Genomic DNA, 26,273 nt, shown 5'->3' with positions numbered 1-26,273 from the left:
GAGTCGAGCTGACCTTCCTTGCCCGGGCCGGAACGCCCGCCCGGGGGGAGGTCGCGTGGAGTCGTATCGGCGACCGAGTATCTCGAAGGGCCTGTCATATGGTGCGTCCTGCCGGAATTTCGGCATCTGAAACCGACACGTCTGAAACCGACACGTCTCCCGATACGTCTGAAACCGATACGTCGGGAAACGGCAACCACGGGTATGTCGATTCACCAGCTGCTCTCCAGAGTCGGTTCGCCGACGTCCTCGCCGGGGTCCTGCAGAGGGACCAGGTGAGCCTCGACGGGCACTTCTTCGAGGAGCTGGGCGCGAATTCACTGGTCATGGCGCAGTTCTGCGCGCGGGTGAGGAAACGCGCGGACCTGCCCTCGGTGTCGATCAAGGACATCTATCAGCATCCGACGATTAGGAGCCTGGCCGCTGCGGTGGGCGGGGACGGCGAGGAGCCGGCGCCCGAACCCGAGTCGGGGCCGGTGCAGGCGGAAGCGCCGGTCCGGGTCAGTACCCGCCGCTACATGCTGTGCGGGGCGGTGCAGATGCTGCTGTTCGTCGGCTACGTCTTCGTCGTCGGGCTGGTGGCCGCCCGCGGCTACCACTGGGTGGCCGCGGGTGAGGGGGTGCTGCGCATCTACCTGCGGTCGGTGGTGTTCGGCGGGGCCGGTTTCGTGGCGCTGTGCGTTTTCCCGATCGCGGCCAAGTGGATCCTGGTGGGCCGTTGGAAAGCCGGCGAGTTCCCGCTGTGGGGGCTTGCCTACGTGCGGTTTTGGATCGTGCGGGTGCTGGTGCGCGCCAACCCGATGTTCTTCTTCGTGGGCAATCCGCTCTACGTGCTGTATCTGCGCCTGTTGGGCGCGCGGATCGGCAGCGGTGTCACGATCCTCTCCCGCCGCATACCGGTGTGCACCGACCTGTTGACGATCGGGGACGACACGGTGCTGCGCAAGGAGTCGTTCTTCCTGTGCTACCGGGCGCAAGGCGGCCGTATCCAGACCGGCCCGGTCACCTTCGGCAGCAACGTCGTGATCGGCGAGAAGACCGTCTTCGACATCGACACCTTCGTCGGTGACGGTGCCCGGCTGGGCCACGCCTCCTCACTGCACCGCGGCCAGCGCATCCCGGGCGGCGAGTACTGGCACGGCTCACCGGCGCAGCCGGCCCGCACCGGCATGACGCCGGTGCCGCCGGCGCGCTGCGGCACCGCCCGCCGAACCGCCTATGCGGCGATGACGTTGGCGCAGGTTCTGTTCGTGGTGGTGCCGCTGGCGGTGGGCGGCTCCTACATGCTGCTGGCCACCTCCCCGGCGATCGCCCGCACGGTGGGCACCACCGCAACGGACACGCCCGGCATCACCACGGCCGGCTTCTACACCGACGCGCTGCGGGTGTCGGCGCTTGTGTTCTTCGGATTCGTCGTCCTGGGCACCACGGCGCTGTGCACGGTGCCGCGCCTGCTCAACCGGCTGGTCAAACCGGACACCGTGTATCCGCTGTACGGGATGCACTACTCGGCGCACCGGACGATCGCCCGCACCACCAACGTCAAGTTCTTCAAGCGGCTGTTCGGCGACAGCTCCTACATCGTCCACTACCTCAAAGGGCTCGGCTACAAGCTCACCCCGGTGCAGCAGACCGGCTCCAACTTCGGCACCGAGGTGGAGCACGAGTCGCCGTTCCACAGCGCGGTGGGGACCGGCACGATGGTGGCCGACGGCCTGTCCGTGGTGAACGCCGACTTCTCCAGCACCTCCTTCCGCGTCGGCGAGGCGCGGATCGGCCGGGACAACTTCATCGGCAACAACATCGCCTTCCCCGTCGGCGCCCGCACCGGCGACAACTGCCTGCTGGCGACGAAGGTGATGGTGCCGCTGGACGGTCCGGTTCACGAGGGGGTCGGCCTGCTCGGCTCGCCGCCCTTCGAGATCCCGCGGTCGGTGGAGCGCGACAGCCGCTTCGACCACTTCCTGGCCGGCGACGAACTGCCCCGCCACCTCGCCGTGAAGAACCGCTACAACCTGGCCACCATGGGCCTGTTCCTGGGCGCCGGCTGGGTGTACTTCTTCGCCATAACCCTCCTGGGCATGGCCACTCTCGCCGCCCGCGGCGCGGCGGGATCGGTGATGGTCGCCGTGTCCACGGCGCTCACCGTGGTGTTCACCGCCTTCTACCTCATCCTCGTGGAACGCCTGGTGGGCCGGTTCCGCCCACTGCGCCCGCAGTTGTGCTCGATCTACCACCGGGACTTCTGGCTGCACGAGCGGCTGTGGAAGCTGCCCGTGGAGTACTTCCACATCTTCAACGGCACCCCCTTCAAACCGCTGGCCTGGCGTCTGATGGGGGCCCGGGTCGGCCGGCGGGTCTTCGACGACGGCTGCTACCTCACCGACCGCACGCTGGCCGCGATCGGCGACGACTGCACCCTCAACCTCGCCAGCAGGATCCAGTGCCACTCGCAGGAGGACGGCACGTTCAAGTCCGACCACAGCACGCTGCACTGCGGCGTCACCCTCGGCGTGGCCGCCCATGTCCACTACGGCGTGAGCGTGGGAGCGGACGCCACCTTGGCACCCGACTCGTTCCTCATGAAGGGCGAGGAAGTCCCCGCCGGGGCCCGCTGGTACGGAAACCCCGCCACCGAGACCAGGACCGAACGCCGCTGCCCCGTCCCCGCATCCTGACCACCCACCCACCCTGCAGCCGAACGAACCCCTCCACGCGGGCCCTCCCACGCGGGCCCGCGTGCGGCGCACCCGGTCGGTGCACCCGCACGATCCCGCGCCGGGCCGACGGCGGTGCGCCGAGCCCCGGTGGGTTTGCTCGGCTGCCGTCGATCTTGAGTGCAAGGGGAGCAGGCTGTGCGCGACGCCGTCGTGACACCCGAGGGTGACCGGATCCGCTGGGTCGAGCTGCCGGGGCGCGAACCCGCACGCGTCTACGTCCACGGTCTGGGCGCCACGTCGCCGGCCTACTTCACCCAGGTTGCGGTCCATCCGCTGCTGGCCGGCCTGCGTTCGCTGCTGATCGACCTGCTCGGGCATGGCATCAGCGACCGGCCGACGGACTTCGACTACACCCTGCACTCGCACGCCGATGCCCTCGCCGCGGCACTGACCTTTGCGGGTGTCACCGGCGCCGAACTGATCGCGCACAGCATGGGCGGCTCGGTGGCCGTCGTGCTGGCCACCCGCCACCCCCACCTGGTCTCCCGCCTGGTCCTGGTCGACGCCAACCTCGACCCGATCCCGCCCGACCCCACCTCCGCGGGCAGCAGCGGCATCGCCGCCTACTCCGAGCAGGAGTTCCTGGCGGGCGGCTGGAAAGACATCCGCGACCGGGCCGGCGCCCACTGGTGGGCCACGAGGCGCCTGGCCGGCCGGGAGGCCCTGCACCGCAGCGCGGTCCACCTCACCCGCGGCTCCGTCCCCACCATGCGTGAGCTGCTGCTGGAGTTGGCCATTCCCCGCGCCTACCTGCTGCCCGAGGCCGACGGCCCGCTCCCGGGCACCGATGCGCTCACCGCAGCCGGGGTGAGCGTGGTCCCGGTCCCGGAGTGCGGGCACAACATGATGCTGGACAACCCGGAAGGCTTCGCCCGCGTCACCGCGGCGGCGCTGGCCGACTGACACCGGCAAGAAGTAGGCAGTCCGCGCGGTGGACAGGGCACGACGAGAGCAGGACCGCACCCGCCCCACGTGCGATGACGAACCATCAGACCGTGCGGGCTGTCCCCCTCCTGCATCCGCTCGTGGTTACTCTGCCGGATTCAGCGCAGTGATGCCGGTGCCTGCATACAGCCGGGGATCGAGGGAGAGGACGGTGACGGGATCACCCGCTTTCGCGGCCTGCCGGGCGATTGCCGCACAGTGGGCCACCGGCCACTCGCTGCTTGGCCACACTATGGCTTGCCGGGCATGCAGCGAGGTGAACGGCACCTGTTCGGCGAAGCGGAGCGATGCGGCGTGGGCGCCGGAGCCTGGGGTGCGGCGCTCAGCGGCCACGACGGCCAGCGACGGGATGAGGACGCGCCCGGTACCCCGGGAGGCCTCGATGTACAAGCCGGCGAAAAAGTGGTCTGCCCGGTACAGGGCGGTCAGCGCGGTGTGATCCAAGACGGCTGTCAGACTCACGCTGTAGCGCTGCTCTGGTGTGCGCGGATCTTCTCCCAGGCGGACCGGCCTGCGTCCTCGACCTGCGCGGTGTAGTCGACACCAAGCTCCTGTGCAGCTTCAGCGGCGCGTTCTGCCCGCTCGGCCTCGGTCAGTTCGCCTGTGGCGAGCTCCTCCAGCAATTCCGTGATCGTCGTACCGCGTTCCGCTGCGAGAATGCGCAGTCGGTCGCGTACAGCCTCTGTGGTCTTGATGCTGGTCGGTTTACTCATACCGGAATTCTACCACCGGTAGAATCTGTATCGGTGTGCCTGTCGAACCATCAGGTCGAGGAACGGTCCCTGTGCCTCAGGGTTGCCCCCGGTCATCGCTGGGCGTTCGGTATGTACACGAAAGGGCATCCACGGTTTGCCGGGGGGCCAGGCCGGCCACTTGTCTCCCGCGCCCTGGCCGCCTGTCTTCAAAACGCCCTCGTCGGATTCCCGGGATCGCACAACGCTGGTGGGGCGTCCTCGGCGGAAGTGGGCCCGGATGCAGGGCGACGAATCCGTACCCCATCTGCGGCGTGCCGGCGGACCGGGCCAAAGGCTCGACATCGTGCCCCCGGCCGACGCGACCCCGACCTCACTCTCGTGGCCGTCCAGGCTTCACTCGTGCGGCCGTTCACGCCCCACTCGTGCAGCCGTTCAGGCCTGACCCATGTGGCGGTACAGACTTGCTGCACCGGTTCGACCGGCACCGGCCGCCGCTGCGGCCGGTGCCGGTCGCGCCACGTCCGCCCCCCGGCCCGCACCCCTCCCAGGACTCTCACGCGATTAGATTGCGCACAATGTAAACGTGTACTAGGTTTCTCGGTGTCGCCCCGGGCCGGCAGGCCAGGGGAGAGGCAGTGCCACAACTGCGCCGTCCATGGCGCGCTTTGATGAGAAGGAGAGTGTCCCGTCATGAACCTCAAGCCCGTGAACCACTCGGCCGGCACCCCGTCCCTCCCGACGATCGTGCTGGTGCACGGCGCGTTCGCGGACTCCTCCAGCTGGAACGGGGTCATCGAGCGCCTGCAGCGCGCGGGATATCCGGTCATCGCCGCCGCCAACCCGCTGCGCGGCCTGGCCGACGACGCCGCCTATGTCGCGAGCGTGCTGGAGGGTGTGCAGGGGCCGGTGGTACTCGCCGGCCACTCCTACGGCGGCGCCGTGATCAGCGAAGCCGCGGTCGGCAACACGCAGGTCAAGGCGCTCGTCTACATCGCCGCCTTCACTCCCGACGAGGGTGAGAGCGCGCTGGAGCTGTCCGGCAAGTTCCCCGGCAGCACCCTGGGCGCCGCCCTCACCCCCGTCCCCTTCCCGCTTCCCGGCGGCACCGGCACCGACCTGTACATCGAACCCGCAAAGTTCCACGACCAGTTCGCCGCCGACGTGCCCGAGCCGGTCACCGCCCTGATGGCCGCCACCCAGCGCCCGGTCGCCGCATCGGCCCTGGAGGAGAAGGCGAGTGCGGCCGCCTGGAAGACCATCCCCTCCTTCAGCCTGATCGCCACCGAGGACTACAACATCCCGCCGGCCGCCCAGCAGTTCATGGCCGAGCGCGCCCACGCCCACACCGTCGAGGTGAAGGCCTCCCACGCGGTCGCGGTCTCCCGGCCCGACGCGGTCGCCCGCCTGATCGAGCAGGCCGCCCAGTCCCTCGCCCACTGACACCCCGCCCGGCCCGCCCGCCCGCCCGGCCGGCGCCGCGCGGGCGGGCCCGCCGTGGGCCGGCAGGCGTGCCGGGCGGTGCAGCGCTCGGGCGGGTGCCCTGGGCGGCGTACAGCGCTCGGGCGGGTGCCGGCCGCTACCGGCCGGCCGGGCGTGGGCCCTGTCCTGCACCCGGCGTAACCTCCGGGCATGGCCCGCATGGCGCAGCCGGTACCGGTCACGGCCTTCAGCCTGGTGCGCGTGGACTTCCACACGTTCGAGTTGACCGACTCCCACCGGCGCGCCCCGGCAGGTTTCGGCCCGTCCAACGGATTGGTCTTCTCACAGCCGGGCATGGCCGTGATCTGCACCGGCATCAGCACGGGCTGGGTCCACGTCCGGGTGCGGGTGCGGGTGCGTCCCCCCACCCGCGTGGAGAGGGGCGCATGGGAGGAGATCGCCGACCACAGTGTGGAGACCGCCACCGGCGCGCTGCGCGTCACGAGCGTCATGAGCGACACCCCCCGACTGCCCCTGCTGACGCCGCAGGGACCGGGCACCTATCGCGTTCGGGTACATGCGCGGGGCCGTGACACCGCCTCGGACGGCGACGCCCACGAACCCGTCGAGGACTACCTGCTGATCGGGTGGCCGGCCGGTCCGCAGCCGGACGAGATCCACCGGCATAGGGACCGTTACGGCGCCGGGCTGCGAGCCGGGCCGGGCCGGCCTGCGCCCGCGCCGCCGGCCGGTGATGCCGAGGACGACATCCGGCGGCGCCGGCGCGCACGGCTGCTTCGCCCCCGCACGCCCTGAGCCCTCTTCCGCCGGGCGGGCCGCACCTGTTGCCCCTCACGCCATCGGCTCGGGCCGAGGTCCGCTCCGGTGTCCCGGTCGGCGCCCGGGGCTTTCCTCGACCGGCCCTCTATCCTGAAGCCGCAGCAGGACACGGGGGAAGGAGCAGCGGGTGGACTGGTTCTGGTGGGTCCTCATCATCTTCTGGACGGGCGGCTTCGCGTGGGTGGCCGACAACATCCGCACCGCCCTGCGCAACCGGCATGAACGCAAGATGCAGTTGATGGAGGCGGCCCGGCAGGAACGCCTGGCCGTCGAGGCGGCGCACCAGCCGCCGGAGCCGGTGTGCGGGTGCACGCACCATCTGGCCAAGCACGACAAGCAGGGCCGGTGCCACGAACGCGTCGAGGTGCCCACGGCGTGGGACGAGAACAAAAAGCCCCTGCGCTACGAGGCCGGCCAGTGCAACTGCCAGCAGTACGTGGGACCGCAGCCGCTGTCACAGGTGTTCGCCGAGGAGCTGACCGACCGCGCCTGACCGGACGGCCGCGGGGACTCCAGGGCGGATGGGCCCTTCGGTCGCCCCGCAGCCCCGCGGCCGTTTTCCGCTTCCTTCGGGTATCACGGCGAGAGGTGCTGGAGGGGAAGTTCGACCACACCGTAGGCGATCGGCGAGAAGACCAGGGCGGTCAGCAGGGTGAGCGCGCGTTCCTTGTGCCTGCGGGCCATCGTCAACGGCACGAGGACGAGCAGCGCAGCGCAGCCCCACGCCTGACCCTCGTAGTGCAGCGCCCAGGCCGCCAGGATGGCCTCCATGCCGAACACTCCGGCGAGCGCGGCCAGTCCGACCACGCGTCGGAGCGTGGTGTGTCCCCGTCGCCACCACGCCCCCGCGACGCCGAACAGAGGACCGCTGACGACGGCCATCACCAACCACACCAGGGGCCAGGCCAGGCTGCCCATGCCGGACCGGCCCAGCTCGGCGTAGCCGTAGTAGCCGACGACCAGACCGATCGTGGTGCACAGGCCGACGAGCGCCGACGCACGTACGGCCGTCTTCTCTGCGACCACCGCGCCGGCGGCGAAGGCAGGAACACTCCACAGTGCCCCGGAATTCGCGATCTGGTTGAACGAGCCGGGGAGCCAGCCCTGAGCGAGGTTGGTGAGGACACCAAGGGCGATACCGGCTACTGCCGCGGACAGCCACCATCGGCTGACTCTTGCCACAGGAAGGGAAGCGCCCACCATCTCGAAGATCCTTACGCATCTATACACAGCAGCTATACACGGCGACTATACATGCGGGCTATACATGTGGGGTATAGATGCCCCGGGGGCGGCGGCCGTGGTCGGCACCGCAGCGTCGAGTCTCACTGCGGTCTGTTTGACCGGGGGACACAACGGCCCCGGCAGGCCTTGCGTTCATGTCTTCGACTCAGGGTGCCGCGCCACCGTGTCACAGGGAGCGGGGCTGCCTCGTCTCGGGTGCAGCCACCGACGATTCCCGAGGAGCACGTGATGGACGCACGAGTGAACTACTTCGCCAGCCCGACGGCGGGGAAGGCCCTCAAGCACCTGATGTCCGCAGGCAAGGCGCTCAAGGAGTCGCCGCTGCCGGCCGCGACACAGGAACTGGTGGCCTTGCGCGTCAGCCAGATCAACGGCTGCGCCGTCTGCATCGACATGCACACCAAGGACGCCACGGCCGCCGGCGAGAGCGCGGTGCGACTGCATCTGGTGGCGGCATGGCGGGAGGCGACGGTCTTCACCGAGGCCGAACGGGCCGCCCTGGAACTGGCCGAACAGGCGACCCGGGTCGCGGACGGCGCCGGCGGAGTCAGCGACGCGCTCTGGGCGCGTGCGGCCACGCACTACGACGAAGAGCAGCTCGTCGCCCTGGTGGTCCTGGTCTCCTTCATGAACACGGCGAACCGGCTGAACATCATCGCCCGGCAGCCGGCCGGCGACTACGAGCCCGGACAGTTCCACTGAACAGCCGTCAGGTTCCGGGCCGTGGAGCGGACTGAGGCCACGGCCGGGAGCCAGGGGGTGTTGCCCGGTTCCGCCGACGAACCGGATGATCTTCGCAGACCGTCTCCGGCCGGCCCGAAGCCGACCGGGCGTAAGGACACGATCGGGCGCAAGGACATGAGGGAGCAGAGTCTGTGAGCAAGGTCGAGGAGTTCGAGGAGCTGCGGCCGCTGCTGTTCTCGATCGCCTACCGGATTCTGGGCAGTGTGAGCGAGGCGGAGGACGCGGTGCAGGAGACCTGGCTCCGCTTCGACGCCTCGCCGACCCGGCCCGCGTCCCTCAAAGCGTTCTTGTCCACCACCGTGACCCGTGTCGCGATCGATGTGCTGCGCTCCGCGCGGGTGCGGCGGGAACAGTACGTCGGACCGTGGTTTCCGGAGCCGCTGCTGAGCGATCCCTACGAGGACCCGGCACGAGCGGCCGAGCTGGCCGATTCGGTGTCGATGGCGGCGCTGCTGCTCCTGGAACGGCTCAGCCCGCTGGAGCGGTCGGTGTTCGTACTGCGGGAGGTGTTCGCTTTCGGCTTCGACGAGATCGCCGCGGCGGTGGGGCGTTCGCAAGCGGCGTGCCGGCAGCTGCTGGTGCGGGGGCGGCGCCACATGCAGGACGGACGGCCACGGTTCGAGGCGGACCGCCAGGAGCGGCAGGAGCTGGCGGCACGGTTCTTCGACGCCCTGCGCGAAGGCGACGTGCACGGGTTGCAGAATCTCCTCGCCGCGGACGTGTCGATGGTCGGTGACGGCGGCGGCAAGGCCCCGCAGCTGGCGAAGGCCGTCCTCGGCGCCGGGAACGTGGCCCGGCTGCTCGCCTCCGTCTTCCCCCTGATGGCCCGCATCGACGTGACGTTCACGCAGGCCGAGGTCAACGGCCAGCCCGGCGCGATCTTCCGCGACCGCGACGGCAGAGTGCTCCACACCCTGGCCCTGGACGTACTCGACGGGCGGATCCAGACCATCCGCTCGGTGATCAACCCCGACAAGCTCGGCCACCTGGGGCCGGTCGCCGACGCCTTCACCGTCGCCCGCGAGGTGAAGCAGGCCCGCCGGCAGACGAACTGACCCGAAATCGGCCCGGACATGCTCGCGCTGACACCCCATGACACCGCTCAGTGAACAGCCGCCCAGCCGTGCGGCGACGTTGAGGGGCCGAACCCCGACCGGTCCAGGAAAGTGATCACCGTCACCGGGCGGCACCGGCGTCCTCCTGCCCTGCCCGGGAGGAGGATGGCGGCGGGCGGCGCGGCGCGTTGCCGGGCCGGACCGTATCGGGGAGGACATCATGGGCAGCGCTTTCGAGGACATTCCCACCACGGCCGTCGCGGACCTCGTGGGTCGTGAGCAGGTGATGGACATCGGCATCCGCCCGCTGTGGGGCGCACCGCACGTGGCCGGGCCGGCGTACCCGGTGCGGTGCGCGCCGGGCGACAACCTGATGCTGCACGCGGCGATCTACCGCGCCGAGCCCGGCTCGGTGATCGTGGTGGAGTCCGGCGACCTCAACTACGCGCTGGCCGGAGGCAATGTGTGCGCCATTGCCCAGCGCCGGGGCGTGGCCGCTGTCGTGGCCGACGGCCTCATCCGCGACCTGGGCGAAGTACGCGAGGCCCGCTTCCCGGTGTTCGCGCGCGGTGTCATCCCCATCCCCGGCGCGAAGCGGGGGCTCGGCAGCCTCGGTGAACCGGCCCGCGCGGGCGGGGTGCTGGTGCGCGGGGGAGACATCGTGATCGCCGACGAGGAGGGCGTCGTGGTGGTGCCCGCCGCCCGCGCGCAGGAGGTCCTCGCGGCGGCGCGCGCACGGCTGGCGAAGGAGGCCGAGCAGGGCCTCGACGACTGGGAGCAGGAGCACCGGGCCCGCATCGACAAGGCGCTGGACGAGGCCGGGTTCACCGGCTGAGCGAACAGCGCGCGACCGCGCGCCGGTGCGCGCGCCGGGCGGCCGCCCGGCCGGTCCGGGAGCGTCGACCGCGGCGTGCCCCGGTCGGCGTGGGCGCGCCGGCGCCGGCGCCCAGCCGGTATCGGCCGCCGCACGCGAGGGAGGGGGGCACAGTCCAAGTGGGTGTGCAGCCGTCACGGCAGACACCGTGGCCCGCACTTCACGGTCCTACGGCGCTTCCTGCAGCGGCCAGACCTCGACCACGCCCTGGGCAACAGCGCACGGGGTCTTCGACACGAGCCGGACGGCCTCCTCCAGCGTTGCCGCTTCGATGATCGCGAACCCGGCCACCGGCAGGGCCGAGGACAAGAAGGAGCCGCGCTCCACGCTTATGCCGGCGCCGTCGTGGTTGCGCACCTGTACGGGTGCGCCGGCGATGCCCACAACGGTCCCGGCCTCCAGCAGGCGGGCGTCATGCGCATGCGCCTCGTCCCGCACCGCCGCGTCGGTGCGGTCGTAGCCTTCCTGGTCCCCGTATCCGATGGTCACGAATTTCGCCACAACAGGCCCCTCCACTCGCTCGTTCGCAGGCAATGCTCACCGGTTTTGACCCTCGGCCGTGCCCGAACTCATCGTTGTGCCGGAAGATCAGTACACCGGCGGCGCAGCCGCCCGCTCGCGAGCACCTGCTGCCCTCTTCGGGCGCAACCGGCACGCCCCGCGAGGCATCCGCAGCCCGGCCGGGTCAGCCGTCGGTGGCGTCGACGGCTTCCCCCGCGGGCCCGCTGGCCTCGGGGGCACGGTCGTCGGGGCCGAGGGGAAGACCTTGCCAGGACACGACCCGCCAGCCGCGGTCCGGGGCGCCGGACAGGATGACGACACCGGTGTTGCGCAGCTCGTGGGTGGAGGCGAACTCGACGTCGATGTTCTCCGCCCGGGCCGCCGCCCACATACGGATGACGGCGCCGTGACTGACCATGGCGATGGTGTGTGCCGCGCAGGCGGCGGCCTCCGCGACGACGGCATCGAAACGCTTCAGGGCCTCCACCCCGCTCTCCCCGCCCGGCATCCGCCGCTCGGTGTCGCCCGCGGACCAGGCGAAGGCGGTGCTCAGGTACGTCTCGACGGCCTGGTGGTCGCCGCGCATCTCCAGGTCACCGGCGGACAACTCCCGAATACCCTCGCGCACCTGCACCTCAAGACCCCGGTCGGCCGCCAGCGGCGCCGCGGTGAGCTGGGTGCGCACCAGCGTGGACGCGTACAGGGCGCCGATGTCCTGCGCCGCCAGCGCCGCGGGCAGCGCGGCCGCCTGCTCCTCGCCCAGGCGGGTCAGCCCGGGCCCCGGCACGGCGGTGTCCAGGAGGTGCTTGACGTTGGAAGGGGTCTGGCCATGGCGGATGAGGAGCAAACGCATGCGGGGGCCTGTCTCCCGGGAGGCTGGGTGCGGTCCCCTCACTGTGCCATTGCGCGGACCTGCCCACCCCGGCGGGGCCCGCACACCCGCCCCGCCGCCCCGCGTTCGCACCCTCGTCGGCCTGCCGCCACCGGCACGCCCGCGGCACGCGGCCCGTACGGGATACCGCGCGGCACACGGCCGGCTGCTGTCGGCCCTCGAGGCAGGCGAAGCCCGGGCCGGAACCCTGCCGGGGGAGTGGGCGCGGCACCGGCACGGTGCGGTGCGAGCGACCGGCGTCGTCGCTCAAGGACGCCGGGCGTGGGCGGGCACCCCGCCTACGGTGGCAGGCACCGGGAGTCCACGGACCCGCATCACCACGGCGCAGGACGGCTCCGACCGCCACCCGCACGGCGGGAAGAGCCCTCACCCATCGCATCGGTGAGGCCGACGAACTCGCCCGGGTGATCCTTTTTCTCCCGCCAGGTCGGGCCTCCTCGTCACCGGCGGTCGGACATGGCCGACCGGCGGTGAGGGCGTGAACGCAAAGCCCGGCACCCCCTCGCGCGCACCGCGGTTCCGGGCAGGCCCGGCGCCCGCCCGGTACCGCGGTGCGCACGGCCGGTCCGGCAGAACCGGCTCAGTCCAGGGCGGCGGCGATGCGCGCCCGGGCTTCGTCGAGTTCCGCGGCCGGCACATCGCTGTTCGCGCGGCGGAAGTCGAAGTCTTCCAGTCCCCACGCCGGGAAGACGTGCAGATGGCAGTGCGGGACTTCGAAGCCGGCCACCACAAGACCGGCCCGCGGGGCGTCGAAGGCACGCCGCTGGGCAGCACCGATCCTGGCCCCGACGGTCATGAGATGGCCCATCAGGTCGGGCTCGAGGCCGGTCCAGTCGTCGACTTCTTCCCGCGGGACCACAAGGGTGTGCCCCATGGTCAGCGGCGCGATGGTGAGGAAGGCGACCGCCCGGTCGTCGGTCCAGACGAACCGGCCGGGCAGCTCACCGTTGATGATCCTGGTGAAGAGCGTGGGCATGAGGCCATTGTGGCGTGCGCCGGGCCGCAGCCGTCACCGGGCCGCCGGGCCCCGGCAACACGGCGCGGACCGGGCACGTCCCCTACCTGCACGACGGGTACGCGGTCGCGCGCCACGACTGCCTGACGGGCAGCCGGCCACTTGATCGCCGAAACGCTCTGCACCGCGGCCCGGAACGACGATCCGCCCTACCGCCGCCACCGGACTCAGCAGTTGGATGACGTCTGCGCCGCGTCGTCGGCAACCGCAGTCACCACGCGCCCGGTTGACCGTTCTCGATGCCGGCAGGTGTGGTCGGCCTCATCCCGAGGCTGCACGTGGGCGTCCTGCAGTGACCACGCCCGGGCCGGCGCGGGCAGGCCACCGACCCGACGCGCTGCACCGCCCCCGACCGTCAGTAGCAGTCGTAGCGCCAGTCCCACGGGAGACCGGGGCACTGGCGGCAGCGGAAGAAGTAGACGCCGCCGCAGTCGCCCAGTTGCATGTCGCCGGTGATGGTCAAGAGGTGCTCCATACGGTGTCCGCTCTCGCAGTCCGGCCAGTTACCGGTCTGCGTCCAGGCCGGCCAACCGCCCACCTTCGTCCCGACGACGTTGCAGTCCTCGTCCGGCAATGCGACACGCGATCCCCAGAGAGTCAACGTGTCCTCGGACAGGTCATGCCAACTCGGATAGTCCTGCGCGATCGTCGGAGACAACGCGGACCGCTCGGGCATGTGGTCCTCGTCGTACTCTCCCTCGCTCACCTCGGGGATCTCGGACAGCAGCCCGCCGGCCACGACCTCCGCTTCGTTGCGCCAGTACAGTCGCGGCACCACCGGCCCGGGGTCCTGCTCATGTATCAGCGCGCACCACACCAGCTGCAGCAGATCCTTGCCCTCCGGGAACTCCAACCCCGGCACATCCCGAGCGAACAGCTGAAGGATCGGCACCATCGGCACCGCGCCCGGGGAAACCTGGGTGTTGTCGGGGTAGACGGACGTCCAGTGCTCATCGTTCGCGCAGTACGGCCACGGCTCATCTGCCGGCCACAGCAGCGCACCTCCCAGCGAGCTCTCCTTCATGCCGGGATCGCCGGGCTCCGGGTTGAGGAGGGTGGTTTCCCGGCCAAGGGCCGCGTACTCCGGAATCAGGGCGCGCAGATCGTGCGCGGGCGGTTCGGGTGTGTCTGCGGGCATCGTGACTCCTGGGGTGTGCAAAGACCGACCGGACGCTGCGGGCACGCTAATACGTGCCACCGACAACCTCATGCAGCAACGGGCGGGTTGGGGACGGGGAAGCGCCTGTGTCGGTTGCTGTCGGGTTCCCGCCGGGCCCCGCTGCCGCTCCGTCTGGCTCTGTTCACGAGATTGGGTTCTGGCTCGCTTTCCGTAAGGCGGTCACACACTGTTGACGTCGGCCGCTGAGATGATCGTTGCTCGCTCGTAGTCGAGGAGCCGGGGTCCCAGGATGAGTAGTTGGTCACCAGAGACAGGTGAGGTGCTGGAGGCGTCGGGATGGACGCCTGGGCGGAAGGTAGGTACGGACCACTGGCGATCCATGTTCGAAGCAGCCGGCCTCGCCATGCATGACGCAGCGGAAGTCTTCCTGCAAGAGTTCGGTGGTTTGACTGTGAACGTCAGCGGACCAGGGATCAGCTGTGCACGCACGCCGTTCGAACTGGACCCCGAGCTGGCCTGGGGGGAGGATGACCGATTTGCGGAGTGGGGCGAGTCGATCGGGCATCGTCTTTTCCCGCTCGGCGAGCTAGATCACGGCCGGTTCTTCCTGGCCATCGATGAGGTGGGCGTGATCTATCTCGTTGAGACGTGGGTTGCCAGCTTCGGACCGATGCCTCAGGCGATGGAGAACTTGGTTCTCGGCGTGGCTCCTCGCCGGATCGATGGGGACGAGCTGGCGGGCCAGGCGTTCTGACACGTCGCTCACCTGTAGAGCAGAACTCGCTTTCGGAGGAGTTGAAATCCGGCTCGGCCGAACATCTGCCGTTTGAGCACCTTGATCCGGTTGACGTGCCCCTCTACGACGCCTGAGTTCCAAGGGAGGGTGAGACCGGGCGATGACAGCGCGGACGGCGTCGAGCCACTTGGGCAGCCGCTGGCCTTCCCGCTCGGTGAGGATCTAGGCGAAGGACCGGACATGTCCAGTGAGTGCTTCCATCTCGGGGCAGTTGACCATGACGGCCTTGAGACGGAGCTGTTCGGCCTCTGTGAGGGTGTCGGGTGGCGGAGGATCCAGCCGGCGACCGTGCGAGGTGAAGGTGGCGGTGCAGTGACCGGATCTGCCCAGAGGCGCTTGGTGCGGAAGTAGGCGCGAACTCGCTGGTAGCTACCGGCGTAGCCGAGCGGCACGATCTCCTCCCACGCCTTCCAGGCGTTGGTGCAGCCTTGGTTCCAGCGGTCGTCCAAGTAGGGTTTGTACTCGTCGAGGACGGAGGGGCGCCCCTGCCATTGGCCGCGGAAGAGTTCCTCGGGCACGGTGGCATCGGCGAGGATTTTGACGGTGCGGTAGGTCATGCCGAGTTGGCGCTGGATCGCGCGGCGGCTATGGCCGGTAGCGTGCAGAGCATGGACGGCCGCATGGCTGGCCCGAGTCCGGTCGGCGAACCGGTGGCCGGTGGGCCACGGCGAGCCAGAGGGTGTCTTTTCCACGACGCGCACTGTCAGCCAAACCAAGATCGGCACTGACCATTTTCGGGCAACTCTCGGAGGCCGATCCGCGCGTCAGCCGTCACTCATGTCAGCGGTCACGCTTTCCCCACGATCTACATGATCAGCGTCACGTAATTCCCCACCCGGACGGTCACGCTTCCCCACGGGGATGGCGGTTGCGAGTGGATGCCCAACGACAGGGGAAGGCCCAACCACGCCTCTCCCTGCCGTTCACATGAACAGCGGGTCGACCGGCGGCCACGGGTAGCCCAGTTGCTCGGCATCATGCGAACCTCCCCAGACCTCGGCGGTGGCACGGGGATCGCCTGCGGTCAGCCGCGCTTCAAGGCGCTCGGCTTGGACCGATGGGGCGTCCGCAGAGACCGGGAGGGTCATCCCGAACTGGAGCCAGGGCAGATCTGCATCGGCCCGGTTACGGGGATGCCACAGGACGACGTGGATTCGATCGGGTTCCTTTCGGGAGGCCCAGACGCCTTCCAACTCGCAGTCCCACCTGACGAGCCAGTCCCCGCGTCCCCTCAGCCCCGCCTCAAGCAGCCGCGCAACCGCTCCTGCCGGCCACTCCCAACTGCGGTCCTCTCCGGCTCGCAGGACTTCGGCCTCGTACTGACCTGCGGTGAACCGAAGCTCCGGCAGATCGAAGTCCTGATTGGCCAGGTCGCGCCAGCCCGCCCAGACAACATGATCCCCGTTACGCGTGACCGTCATGTACAGCGCGCCACAGCACTCCTCCACGCCGCACCCGGACCAAGCGAGACGAACGTCGTGGGGCGTCGCCGTGGCATGCAACGGCCCGTCCTGGCCCAGCAGATCCCTGGGACTTACTCCCAGGTACCGGGAGCCTCCCACGCCACCGGGGACCACCTCGGCCAGAAGATCCCGGCCATTGACGATCGGGCGAACCTCCACGCCGCCTTCGTCGGGTTGGGGGCACGCGATGCTCAGACTGAGAAGGTCCGGTCTCGTAGTCATCCGCCAATGATCGCGGAGCTGGCTCGCAACTCATGTGAATTCGCGTGGCCTCCGCTCAGGGCGGTAGTTCGGGCCGCCTTCAGGGACGCTGGCCCCGGACACCCCTCCGGAACGACGGGATGGCAGCCTGGGGAATTACGTGACCGTCCACAACTCAGTGTGCACCCGTCACGGAAAGCGAGTCAGAACCCCAGTTTTGACAGCACGTCCGCGTCACCATTTCGCCTGCCTGCTCGGTCCGGTCTGTCTCGCAGAGCAATCGGATGAGGGTGTAGAGAGCGTCGCGGTCGTCGTCCTCTGCGCGCTCGTGGAGCATGGCTTCCATACCGCGGTCGCGAAGCGCTCGGTTGAGCCGTCGACGTGCATGGACGTCCGTGCAGGCCAGGTCCGTGAGCTCTGTGAGCCGTTCCGCGTGGGCGAGCAGGGCCATGTGCCACAGATGGTTGCTGTGGGCGTAGTGGTCGGTGGAATAGCACTCGGCGTGGGTGCTCACCAGGGCGATGGCGGTGTCCCAGTCACCGGACTGCTCTGCTGCCCGTGCCTGCTCGAACCATGTCACCGGTCGAGTATCGCCCAGCCCTGCTGAGCGGCAAGGCCCGCGCGGACGCCACCGCCTCGCAGTCCGTCCGGTAGGTCACCCCCGTACTTGCGCTCCAGGGCCCGCATCGACTCACCAGACTCCTGCGAAAACGGGTCCTACTCGGTGACTGACTTCTCAGTCTTCGAACGGAGATCATGAATCGGGAACGTCGTGGGTGAGGAATGTTCTTTGCACGTTCCTCCTTCTCGATGCAGTTCTTCGGGTCGCAGTGCCCAGGCGATGGCCTCGCCCGGGCCGCAGAATGAGGGTTCGAGGTGGAACGTGGTCCGTGTCCCGAAGGGTTTCGGCGCTATGAACTCTTCCCGTGGACTGGCAGGATCCATCCCGGCCAGCTCCTGTCGATAGCCGCGGCCATCCAGCCACACCTCGATGACCGTGCGGGCGCTGAGTGCGGCAGCTGCGGAGGGAGCCCAACGCTGCATGTCGAATATGTCGAGCAGGGAACCGAAGAATTCAGGAAGAAGCCTCTCCCGTTCATCGGCACTGGGGCGCTGATCGCTCTCCACGGTGAAGCTGAGATCAGATCCGATCTCGACACTGATCTGTCCATGCCTGCCGTCGCGACGGTGCAGCGCGTCCCAGGCCACCGCCCGCAGGACTTCGGTGGGAAGCTCGGGGCTGCCCTGCTCAACCAGAAAGTACATCTGTGGGCAGCGCCGCACATGCTCCATGAGGTCAGCCACCCGAAGCGGCTCGACGGTGAACCTCTCCACTCACCCTCCCCATCTCTGCACTTTCCAGCCAGGCGCAGCCGATCATGGCACCCGCCACCGGCAATCACCACGCTCCCCGCCCATCCAGTAGCCGTGACGGATTGTCAACCGATCACGGAAGTTGAGCCAGAACCCGAGATTGGACAGCAGATGCCGGCCCACTTCGGCAGGCGCGAGAGTCTGGCGCTGTTCGATCGCGCGACGGCTAGAAGAGGTGGGTCGAGGTGCCCTGCGTGAGGTTCTCGAGGACCGTGCGCAGCCATGGGCTGCGCACGGCCGGTAGCCGGACCAAGGTGTGCTGGAACGTTTTCCGGTCGGCCCGGAACAGGTAGTTGGGGAGCGGCGGGAGCGGGTCGTCGCGGAGTACGTCGTGGGGTATGCGGCCTGACGCGGGGACCGGCAAGTACGGCTGGGGAGAGACCAGCCAGAGCCACACCCCCAGCGGCAGGGGTACCGGGTATGCCGACGCAGTCGGGCCGGCGGGGGTCCAGGTCCGTCCTGTTTGAGGATGGACCGGTACGAGGAGGATGTCGACGTCTGCGTCCGGGGAGGGCTGTCCCGGTCCAGCCAGGACGGCGCGCCGCTTCGGGGGGCCTGCCGGCAGCAGGGCGTCGAGCGCGCGTTGGAACACGTCCGTGGTCAGACCGCCCGGGACCTTGACCGGCTGCCCTTGGGAGGCAACCAGCAGGTGGGCGAGCGCATGGCCGGCTGCCGCCTCCCACCGCGGGCTCCACGACCAGGAGTGGTTCGACCCCGACCGTCCTCCCCACGGGGCAATCGGCTCGAAGGGAGGCGTTTTCTCCCCCTTCTGTGCCAGCTCCGCCCAGGAGAGGGGCGCAGCATGGATCCCGTCAACGGGGACGCGGTGCACGGTGTCCGAGCTGAGCCGTACTGCCTGCCAGAGGGAGCAGTCGTCGACCCTGGTCGCCACGGGGAGGTCGCATGCCTCGCAGACCATGTTGGGTCCGTCGGCTCCGTCGAGGCCGCAGCAGGCACCGCCGCGCTTCTCGGGAATCAGCCGGGTTCCACGGATATCACCGGGCGCAATGACACTCGCCCCGGGCGTGCTGTCGGACAGGGCGTAGACCGGCGCGTAGATGCCGCGTGCCTCCGCCTCGCCCGGATCGATCTCATCCCACAGCCGCCACGGCCCTCCCCAGGGGTCCGGGTCCACGGCAAACGTCCCGGGCTCCATGAGCACCGGAAGCTGGGCTCCGTTCCCGTAGTTCTGACGGGCGTGGACCGGCAGTGAGACCTGGGACAGCGGGGTGGTCAACTCGGCGCCGCATCCCGCACACACGAAAACGAACAACTGTCCTCCGCCTGGGAAACAGACGCATCGTCGCAGCTCGCCGGCCCCCGGCCAACATGTTTTCTCACCCGTTGCGGGAACGGCACCTGCCGCCGTCGTGGAGCATCAAACGCAGTGCGGGCAAGTGCCGGCCGCCGCCTCTACGGCAAGCGACTTGCGCAGTGTTCGAATTCCCGGTGTGTTCTGGCGTCGTCCGAAGTGGTGAACATCTGCTGACCGGGTTCCCCGTGCCTCTGCAAGGAACACAGGATCAGCCGCAGGCCTGCCGGGCCGGGAACCGGGGCCGGTAGAGCCCGAACCCGCGACAAATGGTCGCAGCTTCCCAGGCTGAGAGCCCGAGTTCGGTTCCCGACACCACTCCGGAAAGGTGCCTGCGAGTGGTACGTCGACGTCGGCTACTGGACATGCTTTGACGCATAGTCGACGAAGACCTCGATGGCTTCCCCTGCCGCGTCGTTCAGTCGCCGCCGTTCTACCTCGCTCTCAGCACCTGAAATGTCGCGTGTCTGATTCAGCGCTGCCCCTGCACGTGCCACCAGGGCATGGTCTTCCGTCACCAGCTTGACGCGGTAGAACGCCTGCCGCGCGGCTGTGCGCAGACGGTGGCCTTCGTGGTACGCCACCCTGTACGCCTCCCTCTCGGGGTTCTCTTGCTTTCGGAAGAAGCGCTCGGCTTGCCCATGCCGGAAGTCCTCCACCGCAGCGGCGAAGGCGGTGTACGCGGCGATCCGCTCGTCGCGCAACCTCTGCTGCTTGGCCGCAAGCCGCTGAAACGGATAGGTGGCAACGGCGCCCAACAACGTGCCGACCACTGCCACAACGCTGGTCCATATCGGCTCCATTGCCACAGGTGAGCACAGGCGTACCTGTGCTTGGGTGACGTCGACCTCCTCTTCATCAAACATCCCCATGCGGAGAGACAGAGATCCCACGACGGGCATGTGGAGCTTGTAGCGCCAGCCAGCTCCCAGGACCCCATCAGCAGACAAAGCCGTTGCTGTACAACAACGAAGTGCAGCAACTCCAGCAAACGACCGCGGCCGGCAGCCGCTTCGACTGATCCTGCGACGGCCTCAATGACCCTCGTTGACTGATCTCTGTAAAGGTGCGGATCAGAAGGTCACACCGCCCACGAGACGGCTCGGCCGTGCATCGGGCTCACTGGTGTGGGCAGGTCGAGAGCCCGGCTCATGGCGGAGGTGACAGGGGTGGCGTGATCAGGCAGGCGCCCAGCAGCCCAGACGGCGACTCGTTGGAGGAAGCCGACCAGATCGCGCTCGGCGCCGGCGAGCAGGTGACGTAGGTCCGTGACGGGCACTTCGATCACCGCACTGTTGTCATGTTCGGCGTCGACGGTCAACCGGACGATGTCGCCGTGCCGTTCAGCGAGCGGAGAGGGGTCGTGACCGAACGAGGCCCAGCCCTTGCCGTCGACGACCTCGAGCCAGTCGCGCCTCTCCTCCAGCCCGTTGCAGCAGCCCGGCAGCAGCGTGGTGCCGGTTGCGGTGTCAAAAATCCGCAGGCCGCCAGGTGCGAAGAGGGCGTCCATGGTGAGCAGTCCGTGCAGGAAGCCCTCGAGTGGGTCGGTGGGGCGGGCTGGGCGACCGTCGTTCTCGGGAGCGATGCTGTTGCAGTCGGCGATGCGCATCACCGCGGTGCCGACCTCGGCAGCATCGAGTGCGCCGCTGAGCGGCAGGAAGCCGTACGGCTCGGACTCGGCGACAGGCCAGAGGGCGAAGCCTTCGCAGACGTAAGTCTCAAGGACGGGCTGCACAACGATCACCCAGGAAGTCTGCGGCACGCCTGCTCGCGCCGCACTGCGATTACTGGCTCATGCTGAAACCTCGGCGTTGGCCACGCTGAACCACCCCGGCCGCACCTCGGTCAGCATGGATTGCAGCGACGTCACTGCGGATCGCAGGTCGTGATCCGTGAGGCCAAGAGGCTCCGGCAGACTTTTCCCATAACAGCGCAGCTGCCAGAGGTCGAAGATTTCCCTCCCGTCGGCCGTGAAGTCCACATCCATCCCAGCGTCGTTGCCGCTGATGAAGCGGCAGCCTGCGCCCTGGACCTTGTAGAAGTAGGTGCCGATGGGATCGCTCCGACTGATCCGCTGCGAACGGGCCAGGCCGAGCACGGCCGCCAACTACTTGAGCCAGGGGATCGCCACCTCCATCGCTTCGCACCGCACCTTCGGTAACCGCAGGCACCACGCGCCTGGTTGACCGTGACACGCGTGCAACTGACTGACGGGGTGGGAGTTCATCGGGCCGTACCTGCCGATGGCGGGTACGGCCCCTACTCCGAGCGGTTGCGCCGCCGGTCATGGCGGCTCAGCGGTGCGACCGCATTCCCACGCGTTACTCAGCGCCACATGCCACGTGGCCGTAGGTGCACGACTCGGACCGGTCGCTGTGCCGCGGCCGGTCCGGCCCGTGTGTCGTCACCGAAGGGTCGGTCGTGGCCCCCTACATGAGGGACCGGGCGAGGGCGTCGGACAGCCGTGGGGCGGCGAACGCGGTGCCGCAGGTGAAGCGCAGCAAAGGTCCGAATGTCGCTGCTGCATGGATGCCGGTGAAGTACAAGCCCGGCACGGACGAGCCGAGTCCCTTGTCCAGGCGAGGGAACCCGCCGGTGCGATCGAGCGCGGCGCGCAGTTCGGGGGCCAGGAAGTCCAGCTTGTCGAGGTGGACGCGGTAGCCGGTCGCCGCCAGGACGTGCCCGGTGCGCAGCGTGTGGGTGCGTCCCTGAAGGTCCTGGGTGGTTACGGTGATGCGCCCGGCTTCCTTGTGGGCGGCGGTGATGTGCTGCCCCAGCAGGTGCGGCACCGCCTCCAGGCGGGGTTTGAGCCACCAGGAGCCGAACGGACCCAGGACTTTCTTCACCAGGCCCAGCCGGGTCGTGGCGGGCAGGTAGCGGAAGAGGGCCGCTTGGTGCACGACGGCATACAGGGCCCAGGAACGGCCCAGCGGGGTGTCCGGCTGCCAGTGCGGCCCCGGCGTTGGGGCCGCCCCGAAGGCCAACCGTTCAGTGCGCGCCATGAGTTGCACGTGAGCCCCGGCTTCGTGCAGGAGCGCAGCGCTTTCCTGGGCAGATTGCCCAGCGCCGACCACGAGCACGTGCCGGCCCGTGAACGCCGAAAGGTCGGCATGCTGCGCGGTATGTGAGACCAGGCCCTCGGCGACCAGAGGAGCCAGGGGCCTGGGCACGTGAGCGATACCGTCCATGCCGCTCGCGATGACAACCGCAGCTGCCTGCACCTCCTCACCCGAGGCGAGCTTGAGGCGGAAAGTGTTGTCGCCTTGCCGGTCGACCCCCAGCACCCGCACGTCCTCCACGTCGGGCACCAACTGCTCGGTGAACCAGCGCCCGTAGCGCACGAACAGCTCGATGGGCACGCGGTCGTGTCCGGACAAGTGTGCTTCGTTCGACTGACGGCAGTAGTCCTCCAGCGTGAAGCCCGGCCCGGGTGCGGACAGCAGCGAGGCGCTGGGCGGTGACTTCAGGAGCATGCCCTGCGGCATGTTCTGGCTCCAGCTCGCCATGGGCGTGCCGAAGACGCGCACGGACAGCCTCCTGGCGCGTAGGTGTGCGGCGGTGGACAGGCCATACGGGCCGGCCCCGATGACAACGACGGTTTTGGACACGAGGGATCCCCCCTGGCACCGGCTGCGTCGCGCGCGGTGCCGCAAATGGTGGTGTGTGACGGCGTGCCGGAACCGCTCACCGCAGGTGCAGCGATCAGGCGGAAAGCGGCGTGGGGGAGGGAGGCCCACGCCGGGCCACTGCTCGGGACAGGATGAGCAGGCGTGGAGATGTCCGCGTCAGAGTGCTGGTGGCGGGCGCCCGGGGCTGCCGTGCCTCGGGCACGGCGTAGGTGAAGAGCAGGTACAGCTCGCGCCAGAGAGGCAGCGGCAGGCGGCGCAAAGTGCCCTCCAGGTCCCGCAGGACCCGGCGGCACCCGGCATCCGCGCGGTGCAGCATGAAGGACACCAGGAGGGTCAGCAGGATCTGCAGCAGCACCAGCGACGGGCGGCGGCGCACCTCTGCACCCCACGGCCCCTCGCCGGCGGGCTCAAGGACGCGCAGCAGTTCGAAGCAGCAGCAGGCAACCACCTGACCTGCCACGAGGACAGCCAGCCAGCGCCCCGCGGACGCCGCACCCGTGGCACGCGGCAGCGCGAAAGCGAAGAGCCCGGCCACGACAAGAAGGCGCATCGGCCACGACGGCATACCGCCGAAGAGGAGATGGTCAGTCTGCATGGCCAGCAGGGTGCACGCGGTCGAGAACGCCCCCGCCCTGACGGCAGCCGCGACTAGCGCGGCAACGGTGTGGCCACGCCGACGCAGATAAGGCATACCCCCCAGGCCCGCCATAACATGCCCATGATGGAGCACCCTACGTCTATTTGTCACTCATTCACCCACAACGCGGTGCACCGATCAGGCAATCCCACGCGCCACGGGGCGGCGATCTCCTGGCTGGAGAGGGCCTCTTTGCCGCGGCGACGTGGGTCCGGGGTGTCGACGACGATGTACTTTGAGCTGCCGAGCCAGTCCATGGACGCGGCTCGGGCCCTCCTTTGTGAGGTTCTTCGTGGGTCTCGACGGTCTTGTCGACACCCACCACGACGAGAGCCTGCAGGCGAGCGAGTTCCTCACGCTGGTGGAGCGTTGTCCCGGGTGGGACTGGCGTCGTCAACCGAGCACAGACCTGCAGTAGACCGGCGCACGCCTACGTCCTGTCTCCGGGAGGAGATCAGGACGGCTGCGAGGTGCAAGGCTGCCGGGCAGGCGGCAGCGAGCTCGTCCGCCCGCATGGCGATGCCACGCCACTGCTTGAGTCGGGCGACGCCCGGGTCAGTGAGGGCTGCGGCGCTTTCCACCCTTACCGCAGCGTCTCGTGCCGGCGGCCGGCGGCCGGCGTCGGAGCCGGGACGGGCGCGGGCGCCGTCACGTGCGTCGGATGACCAGCACGGCCACGTCGTCGAGGTGGTCGACCGCGGCCGCCGCGGTGAGGATGCGGTCGGCGGTCTCCTCGGCGTTCAGCCCGTCGTGGACGGCCTTCCCGGCCATGGCTCCGGCTTGTTCCAGTCCGGCCTCCAGCGTCAGGTCCGGTCCTTCGACCACGCCGTCGGTGACCATGACCAGCGCACTGTCCCTGTCCAGGGTGAAGGTGTCCTCGCGGTACTCGGTGCCGGTCACCACGCCCAGGACCGGCCCGCCGGGCAGCTCATGGACCTCGAAACTGCCGTCTTTGTGCGCGCAGAGCACCGGCACATGACCGGCGCTGGTGCCGGTGACGCGTCCGTCGTGCGGATCGACGTGCAGGATGGTGCAGCTGGCGAACCGTGCGGGGGCCAGCGTGAGGAGCAGCTCGTTGGTGCGCTGCAGCACCGCTGTCGGATCCGGTTCCTGGGCGGCGATCGCGCGCATGGACAGGCGGACCTGTCCCATGAAGGCGGCGGCGTCCACGTCGTGCCCCTGGACGTCGCCGATCTCCAGGGCGATCGTGCCGTCGGGCAGGACGAAGGCGTCGTACCAGTCTCCGCCGATGTCCAGTCCGTCCCGGCTCGGCCGGTAGCGGGCGGCGACGTCCAGGCCCGGGAGGTGCTCGGGCAGCGTGGGCAGCATGGTCTGCTGCAGTGCCGCGGCCAGTTCCACCCGTGTCTGCTGCAACCTGATGCGCCGCAGCGCCTGGCCTGCCAGGTCGGCCAGCGTGCCCATGAGGGTCCGCTCCTCCAGCGAGGGCCGGTGCCCGCTGGCGTAGGTCAGCATCCACGCCCCCAGTGGCTGATCGCCGCTCTCGCTGAGGGGGGTGATGGACACGGTGTAGTTGAAGCCGAGCGGGCCCAGACACGGGAAACCGACTCCGTGCGGCCAGCGGCGGATGTAGTCCTGCCGGTTTGCGATGAACAGCGGCTCGCCGGTGCGGATCGCCTCGGGTATCGCGCTGGGATGGTCCAGCGGCAGGCTGTGCCGGGCCTGGGCTTCCCGCATGGATATCCCGGCGTCGGTGGACACGTGCAGGCGGCCGTCGACGACGAGAGCGAGCAGGGCACCACTGGCCCCGAAGGCCGCGGCCAGCCGGGTCAGAACGACCTGCCGCAGTTCCTGCTCGGTGGCCGCGGTGATCAGGGCAGAGGAGAAGTCGGCGACCTCCATGGCGCGCTGTCGCTCGGCAGCCAGTGCCGTCTGCGCCTTCTTCCTGCGCTTCTCCTGCTTGGTGTCGTCCCGGACCAGCCCGAAGATCCGTTCGGGTCCGTCATAGCCCAGCTGGATGCGACGGGTCTGAACGGCCAGATGATGCCAGCCGTCGTGCGCGGTGAGGTACCGCAGCTTCACCCACGGGGACTGGGCGGGGGTCGCGCGCAGGAGCTGCCGGAAGGACTCCCGGTCGTCCGGGTGCACTGCCGCGATCACTTTGGAGAGCGGCGCGGTGGGGTCCGGGTAGAACGCGACCAGAGCGGCCAGGCCACTGAGCCACTCCAGCCGGCGTTCCAGGGGTGAATACATCCACAGGCCGACATCGGCGGCCTCGGCGGCCAGCCGGAACGGGATCAGCAGGCTGGCCAGGTCGTTTCGCGCATCCAGGGAGTGCACCCAGACCAGCTGTCCGTCACCGGAGGGATCCTTCACCGGCTGCGCCTGGAGCAGGCAGGCAACGGGTGCTCCGCCCCGCCCGGGGAACTCCAGTACGCGCATCGCGACCGTCTTCGTCCTTGTGGCGGTCACCACGAGGCTTCCGGCCGATATCCGCTGCTCTGCGGGCCACAGACCGCCGAAGTCACGGCCCAGGCAGTCCTTTGCGGGCCTGCCCAGCGCTATGGCCATCGCAGCGTTGAGACGGCGGATGGCACCGTCCAACGTCAAAAGAGCCGCCGGGGCAGCCCCTCGAAGAAGTTCGTCCGAGGCGTCCATCTGTGGCTCCCTGGTACATGCCAAAACAGCCCCTTCACTCATGTTCGCGCATTTTGCGGCGCTGTCTCGGTGAAGGATGGCGGGTGTTCCGGGCCGGCCGGGTGCTGCGTACCCGGGGGATCACCGTGGAGGGGCGGCTGCAGAGGTCCCACTGGTCCGACTAGGTCAAGCTCGACAGCC

The 26,273-nt window shown here is 69.3% G+C and carries 27 protein-coding genes; 9 read left to right on the top strand and 18 right to left on the bottom strand.

Going from position 1 to position 26,273, the window contains the following annotated elements; genetic code table 11:
- The first annotated feature begins 275 nt into the window (after window positions 1-275).
- On the top strand, window positions 276-2,678 hold the full coding sequence (locus ACSHXN_RS00210) for a Pls/PosA family non-ribosomal peptide synthetase (protein WP_438302335.1): 2,403 nt from the start codon (window positions 276-278) through the stop codon (window positions 2,676-2,678).
- A gap of 177 nt (window positions 2,679-2,855) precedes the next feature.
- Window positions 2,856-3,623 carry an alpha/beta fold hydrolase gene (locus ACSHXN_RS00205; RefSeq protein ID WP_438302334.1) on the top strand — a complete coding sequence of 256 codons (768 nt, stop codon included), beginning with the start codon at window positions 2,856-2,858 and terminating at the stop codon, window positions 3,621-3,623.
- A gap of 126 nt (window positions 3,624-3,749) precedes the next feature.
- Here ACSHXN_RS00205 and ACSHXN_RS00200 read toward each other — a convergent pair whose 3' ends face one another.
- Together ACSHXN_RS00200 and ACSHXN_RS00195 are read right to left on the bottom strand one after the other, a co-directional pair.
- On the bottom strand, window positions 3,750-4,127 hold the full coding sequence (locus ACSHXN_RS00200; RefSeq protein WP_438302333.1) for a PIN domain-containing protein: 378 nt from the start codon (window positions 4,125-4,127) through the stop codon (window positions 3,750-3,752).
- Window positions 4,124-4,378 carry a ribbon-helix-helix protein gene (locus ACSHXN_RS00195; protein ID WP_438302332.1) on the bottom strand — a complete coding sequence of 85 codons (255 nt, stop codon included), beginning with the start codon at window positions 4,376-4,378 and terminating at the stop codon, window positions 4,124-4,126. Before ACSHXN_RS00195 ends, ACSHXN_RS00200 begins: the two co-directional genes overlap by 4 nt.
- A 672-nt stretch (window positions 4,379-5,050) precedes the next feature.
- On the opposite strand from ACSHXN_RS00195, the gene ACSHXN_RS00190 reads away from it, so the two are divergent.
- The 3 genes from ACSHXN_RS00190 to ACSHXN_RS00180 all read left to right on the top strand — a co-directional run bounded on the left by ACSHXN_RS00190 (window position 5,051) and on the right by ACSHXN_RS00180 (window position 7,112).
- Window positions 5,051-5,800 (top strand): alpha/beta fold hydrolase, encoded by a 750-nt coding sequence (locus ACSHXN_RS00190; RefSeq protein ID WP_438302331.1) that lies wholly within the window; start codon window positions 5,051-5,053, stop codon window positions 5,798-5,800.
- Window positions 5,801-5,989: 189 nt separating this feature from the next.
- On the top strand, window positions 5,990-6,595 hold the full coding sequence (locus tag ACSHXN_RS00185; protein ID WP_438302330.1) for a hypothetical protein: 606 nt from the start codon (window positions 5,990-5,992) through the stop codon (window positions 6,593-6,595).
- 151 nt (window positions 6,596-6,746) lie between these two features.
- Window positions 6,747-7,112 carry a hypothetical protein gene (locus ACSHXN_RS00180; protein WP_355136673.1) on the top strand — a complete coding sequence of 122 codons (366 nt, stop codon included), beginning with the start codon at window positions 6,747-6,749 and terminating at the stop codon, window positions 7,110-7,112.
- Between the two features lie 83 nt (window positions 7,113-7,195).
- On the opposite strand, the gene ACSHXN_RS00175 is transcribed toward ACSHXN_RS00180, so the two are convergent.
- Complete coding sequence (locus tag ACSHXN_RS00175) at window positions 7,196-7,822, bottom strand: DUF6518 family protein (protein WP_438302329.1); 627 nt, start codon at window positions 7,820-7,822, stop codon at window positions 7,196-7,198.
- A 270-nt stretch (window positions 7,823-8,092) separates the two neighbouring features.
- Between ACSHXN_RS00175 and ACSHXN_RS00170 the strand changes: the two genes are divergently transcribed.
- The 3 genes from ACSHXN_RS00170 to ACSHXN_RS00160 all read left to right on the top strand — a co-directional run bounded on the left by ACSHXN_RS00170 (window position 8,093) and on the right by ACSHXN_RS00160 (window position 10,498).
- Window positions 8,093-8,566 (top strand): carboxymuconolactone decarboxylase family protein, encoded by a 474-nt coding sequence (locus ACSHXN_RS00170; protein WP_438302328.1) that lies wholly within the window; start codon window positions 8,093-8,095, stop codon window positions 8,564-8,566.
- A 173-nt stretch (window positions 8,567-8,739) separates the two neighbouring features.
- Window positions 8,740-9,663 carry an RNA polymerase sigma-70 factor gene (locus tag ACSHXN_RS00165; RefSeq protein ID WP_438302327.1) on the top strand — a complete coding sequence of 308 codons (924 nt, stop codon included), beginning with the start codon at window positions 8,740-8,742 and terminating at the stop codon, window positions 9,661-9,663.
- Between the two features lie 220 nt (window positions 9,664-9,883).
- The gene (locus ACSHXN_RS00160; RefSeq protein ID WP_355136665.1) at window positions 9,884-10,498 is read left to right on the top strand and encodes an RraA family protein; all 615 of its coding nucleotides are present in this window, start codon (window positions 9,884-9,886) and stop codon (window positions 10,496-10,498) included.
- A gap of 207 nt (window positions 10,499-10,705) precedes the next feature.
- On the opposite strand, the gene ACSHXN_RS00155 is transcribed toward ACSHXN_RS00160, so the two are convergent.
- The 4 genes from ACSHXN_RS00155 to ACSHXN_RS00140 all read right to left on the bottom strand — a co-directional run bounded on the left by ACSHXN_RS00155 (window position 10,706) and on the right by ACSHXN_RS00140 (window position 14,083).
- Window positions 10,706-11,038, bottom strand: a complete 333-nt coding sequence (locus tag ACSHXN_RS00155) for a YciI family protein (protein WP_355136663.1) — start codon at window positions 11,036-11,038, stop codon at window positions 10,706-10,708.
- 184 nt (window positions 11,039-11,222) lie between these two features.
- The gene (locus ACSHXN_RS00150; RefSeq protein WP_355136661.1) at window positions 11,223-11,891 is read right to left on the bottom strand and encodes a histidine phosphatase family protein; all 669 of its coding nucleotides are present in this window, start codon (window positions 11,889-11,891) and stop codon (window positions 11,223-11,225) included.
- Window positions 11,892-12,510: 619 nt separating this feature from the next.
- The gene (locus ACSHXN_RS00145; protein WP_355136659.1) at window positions 12,511-12,906 is read right to left on the bottom strand and encodes an HIT family protein; all 396 of its coding nucleotides are present in this window, start codon (window positions 12,904-12,906) and stop codon (window positions 12,511-12,513) included.
- Window positions 12,907-13,300: 394 nt separating this feature from the next.
- The gene (locus ACSHXN_RS00140) at window positions 13,301-14,083 is read right to left on the bottom strand and encodes a DUF1963 domain-containing protein (protein WP_438302326.1); all 783 of its coding nucleotides are present in this window, start codon (window positions 14,081-14,083) and stop codon (window positions 13,301-13,303) included.
- Between the two features lie 271 nt (window positions 14,084-14,354).
- Between ACSHXN_RS00140 and ACSHXN_RS00135 the strand changes: the two genes are divergently transcribed.
- Window positions 14,355-14,819: an SUKH-3 domain-containing protein gene (locus tag ACSHXN_RS00135; protein WP_438302325.1), complete on the top strand. Its 465-nt coding sequence runs from the start codon at window positions 14,355-14,357 to the stop codon at window positions 14,817-14,819.
- 8 nt (window positions 14,820-14,827) lie between these two features.
- Here ACSHXN_RS00135 and ACSHXN_RS00130 read toward each other — a convergent pair whose 3' ends face one another.
- The 11 genes from ACSHXN_RS00130 to ACSHXN_RS00080 all read right to left on the bottom strand — a co-directional run bounded on the left by ACSHXN_RS00130 (window position 14,828) and on the right by ACSHXN_RS00080 (window position 26,093).
- On the bottom strand, window positions 14,828-15,553 hold the full coding sequence (locus ACSHXN_RS00130; protein ID WP_438302324.1) for a hypothetical protein: 726 nt from the start codon (window positions 15,551-15,553) through the stop codon (window positions 14,828-14,830).
- Window positions 15,554-15,784: 231 nt separating this feature from the next.
- Entirely contained in the window at window positions 15,785-16,546 is a 762-nt protein-coding gene (locus ACSHXN_RS00125) for a hypothetical protein (protein ID WP_438302323.1), read from the bottom strand.
- Window positions 16,547-16,700: 154 nt separating this feature from the next.
- Window positions 16,701-17,105: a hypothetical protein gene (locus ACSHXN_RS00120; RefSeq protein ID WP_438302322.1), complete on the bottom strand. Its 405-nt coding sequence runs from the start codon at window positions 17,103-17,105 to the stop codon at window positions 16,701-16,703.
- Window positions 17,106-17,242: 137 nt separating this feature from the next.
- A complete protein-coding gene (locus tag ACSHXN_RS00115; RefSeq protein ID WP_356114958.1) occupies window positions 17,243-17,860 on the bottom strand; it encodes a hypothetical protein in 618 nt (205 codons plus the stop codon).
- A gap of 205 nt (window positions 17,861-18,065) precedes the next feature.
- Window positions 18,066-19,172: a hypothetical protein gene (locus ACSHXN_RS00110; RefSeq protein WP_438302321.1), complete on the bottom strand. Its 1,107-nt coding sequence runs from the start codon at window positions 19,170-19,172 to the stop codon at window positions 18,066-18,068.
- A 395-nt stretch (window positions 19,173-19,567) separates the two neighbouring features.
- A complete protein-coding gene (locus tag ACSHXN_RS00105) occupies window positions 19,568-20,113 on the bottom strand; it encodes a hypothetical protein (RefSeq protein ID WP_438302320.1) in 546 nt (181 codons plus the stop codon).
- A 179-nt stretch (window positions 20,114-20,292) separates the two neighbouring features.
- The gene (locus ACSHXN_RS00100; RefSeq protein ID WP_355136649.1) at window positions 20,293-20,955 is read right to left on the bottom strand and encodes a hypothetical protein; all 663 of its coding nucleotides are present in this window, start codon (window positions 20,953-20,955) and stop codon (window positions 20,293-20,295) included.
- A 48-nt stretch (window positions 20,956-21,003) separates the two neighbouring features.
- The gene (locus ACSHXN_RS00095) at window positions 21,004-21,309 is read right to left on the bottom strand and encodes a DUF6896 domain-containing protein (protein WP_438306405.1); all 306 of its coding nucleotides are present in this window, start codon (window positions 21,307-21,309) and stop codon (window positions 21,004-21,006) included.
- 331 nt (window positions 21,310-21,640) lie between these two features.
- Window positions 21,641-22,819 (bottom strand): FAD-dependent oxidoreductase, encoded by a 1,179-nt coding sequence (locus ACSHXN_RS00090; RefSeq protein WP_438302319.1) that lies wholly within the window; start codon window positions 22,817-22,819, stop codon window positions 21,641-21,643.
- A 94-nt stretch (window positions 22,820-22,913) separates the two neighbouring features.
- A complete protein-coding gene (locus ACSHXN_RS00085) occupies window positions 22,914-23,435 on the bottom strand; it encodes a hypothetical protein (protein ID WP_438302318.1) in 522 nt (173 codons plus the stop codon).
- Between the two features lie 690 nt (window positions 23,436-24,125).
- Window positions 24,126-26,093, bottom strand: coding sequence for a SpoIIE family protein phosphatase (locus tag ACSHXN_RS00080; protein WP_438302317.1), 1,968 nt, complete (start codon window positions 26,091-26,093; stop codon window positions 24,126-24,128).
- Window positions 26,094-26,273: the final 180 nt, after the last annotated feature.

The sequence above is a fragment of the Streptomyces sp. HUAS TT11 genome (assembly GCF_051553595.1).
GTDB lineage: Bacteria > Actinomycetota > Actinomycetes > Streptomycetales > Streptomycetaceae > Streptomyces.
The sequence above is the reverse complement of the archived record's forward strand: the minus strand, read 5'-3'. Positions and strand labels throughout refer to the sequence as shown.

Excerpts from the sequence above, each read along its gene's own strand:
- ACSHXN_RS00145 (WP_355136659.1), bottom strand. The coding sequence starts at position 12,906 with ATGCCCACGCTCTTCACCAGGATCATCAACGGTGAGCTGCCCGGCCGG.
- ACSHXN_RS00175 (WP_438302329.1), bottom strand. The coding sequence starts at position 7,822 with ATGGTGGGCGCTTCCCTTCCTGTGGCAAGAGTCAGCCGATGGTGGCTG.
- ACSHXN_RS00080 (WP_438302317.1), bottom strand. The coding sequence starts at position 26,093 with ATGGACGCCTCGGACGAACTTCTTCGAGGGGCTGCCCCGGCGGCTCTT.
- ACSHXN_RS00105 (WP_438302320.1), bottom strand. The coding sequence starts at position 20,113 with ATGCCCGTCGTGGGATCTCTGTCTCTCCGCATGGGGATGTTTGATGAA.
- ACSHXN_RS00190 (WP_438302331.1), top strand. The coding sequence starts at position 5,051 with ATGAACCTCAAGCCCGTGAACCACTCGGCCGGCACCCCGTCCCTCCCG.
- ACSHXN_RS00160 (WP_355136665.1), top strand. The coding sequence starts at position 9,884 with ATGGGCAGCGCTTTCGAGGACATTCCCACCACGGCCGTCGCGGACCTC.
- ACSHXN_RS00125 (WP_438302323.1), bottom strand. The coding sequence starts at position 16,546 with ATGACTACGAGACCGGACCTTCTCAGTCTGAGCATCGCGTGCCCCCAA.
- ACSHXN_RS00195 (WP_438302332.1), bottom strand. The coding sequence starts at position 4,378 with ATGAGTAAACCGACCAGCATCAAGACCACAGAGGCTGTACGCGACCGA.
- ACSHXN_RS00085 (WP_438302318.1), bottom strand. The coding sequence starts at position 23,435 with ATGCAGACTGACCATCTCCTCTTCGGCGGTATGCCGTCGTGGCCGATG.
- ACSHXN_RS00170 (WP_438302328.1), top strand. The coding sequence starts at position 8,093 with ATGGACGCACGAGTGAACTACTTCGCCAGCCCGACGGCGGGGAAGGCC.
- ACSHXN_RS00135 (WP_438302325.1), top strand. The coding sequence starts at position 14,355 with ATGAGTAGTTGGTCACCAGAGACAGGTGAGGTGCTGGAGGCGTCGGGA.
- ACSHXN_RS00140 (WP_438302326.1), bottom strand. The coding sequence starts at position 14,083 with ATGCCCGCAGACACACCCGAACCGCCCGCGCACGATCTGCGCGCCCTG.
- ACSHXN_RS00150 (WP_355136661.1), bottom strand. The coding sequence starts at position 11,891 with ATGCGTTTGCTCCTCATCCGCCATGGCCAGACCCCTTCCAACGTCAAG.
- ACSHXN_RS00185 (WP_438302330.1), top strand. The coding sequence starts at position 5,990 with ATGGCCCGCATGGCGCAGCCGGTACCGGTCACGGCCTTCAGCCTGGTG.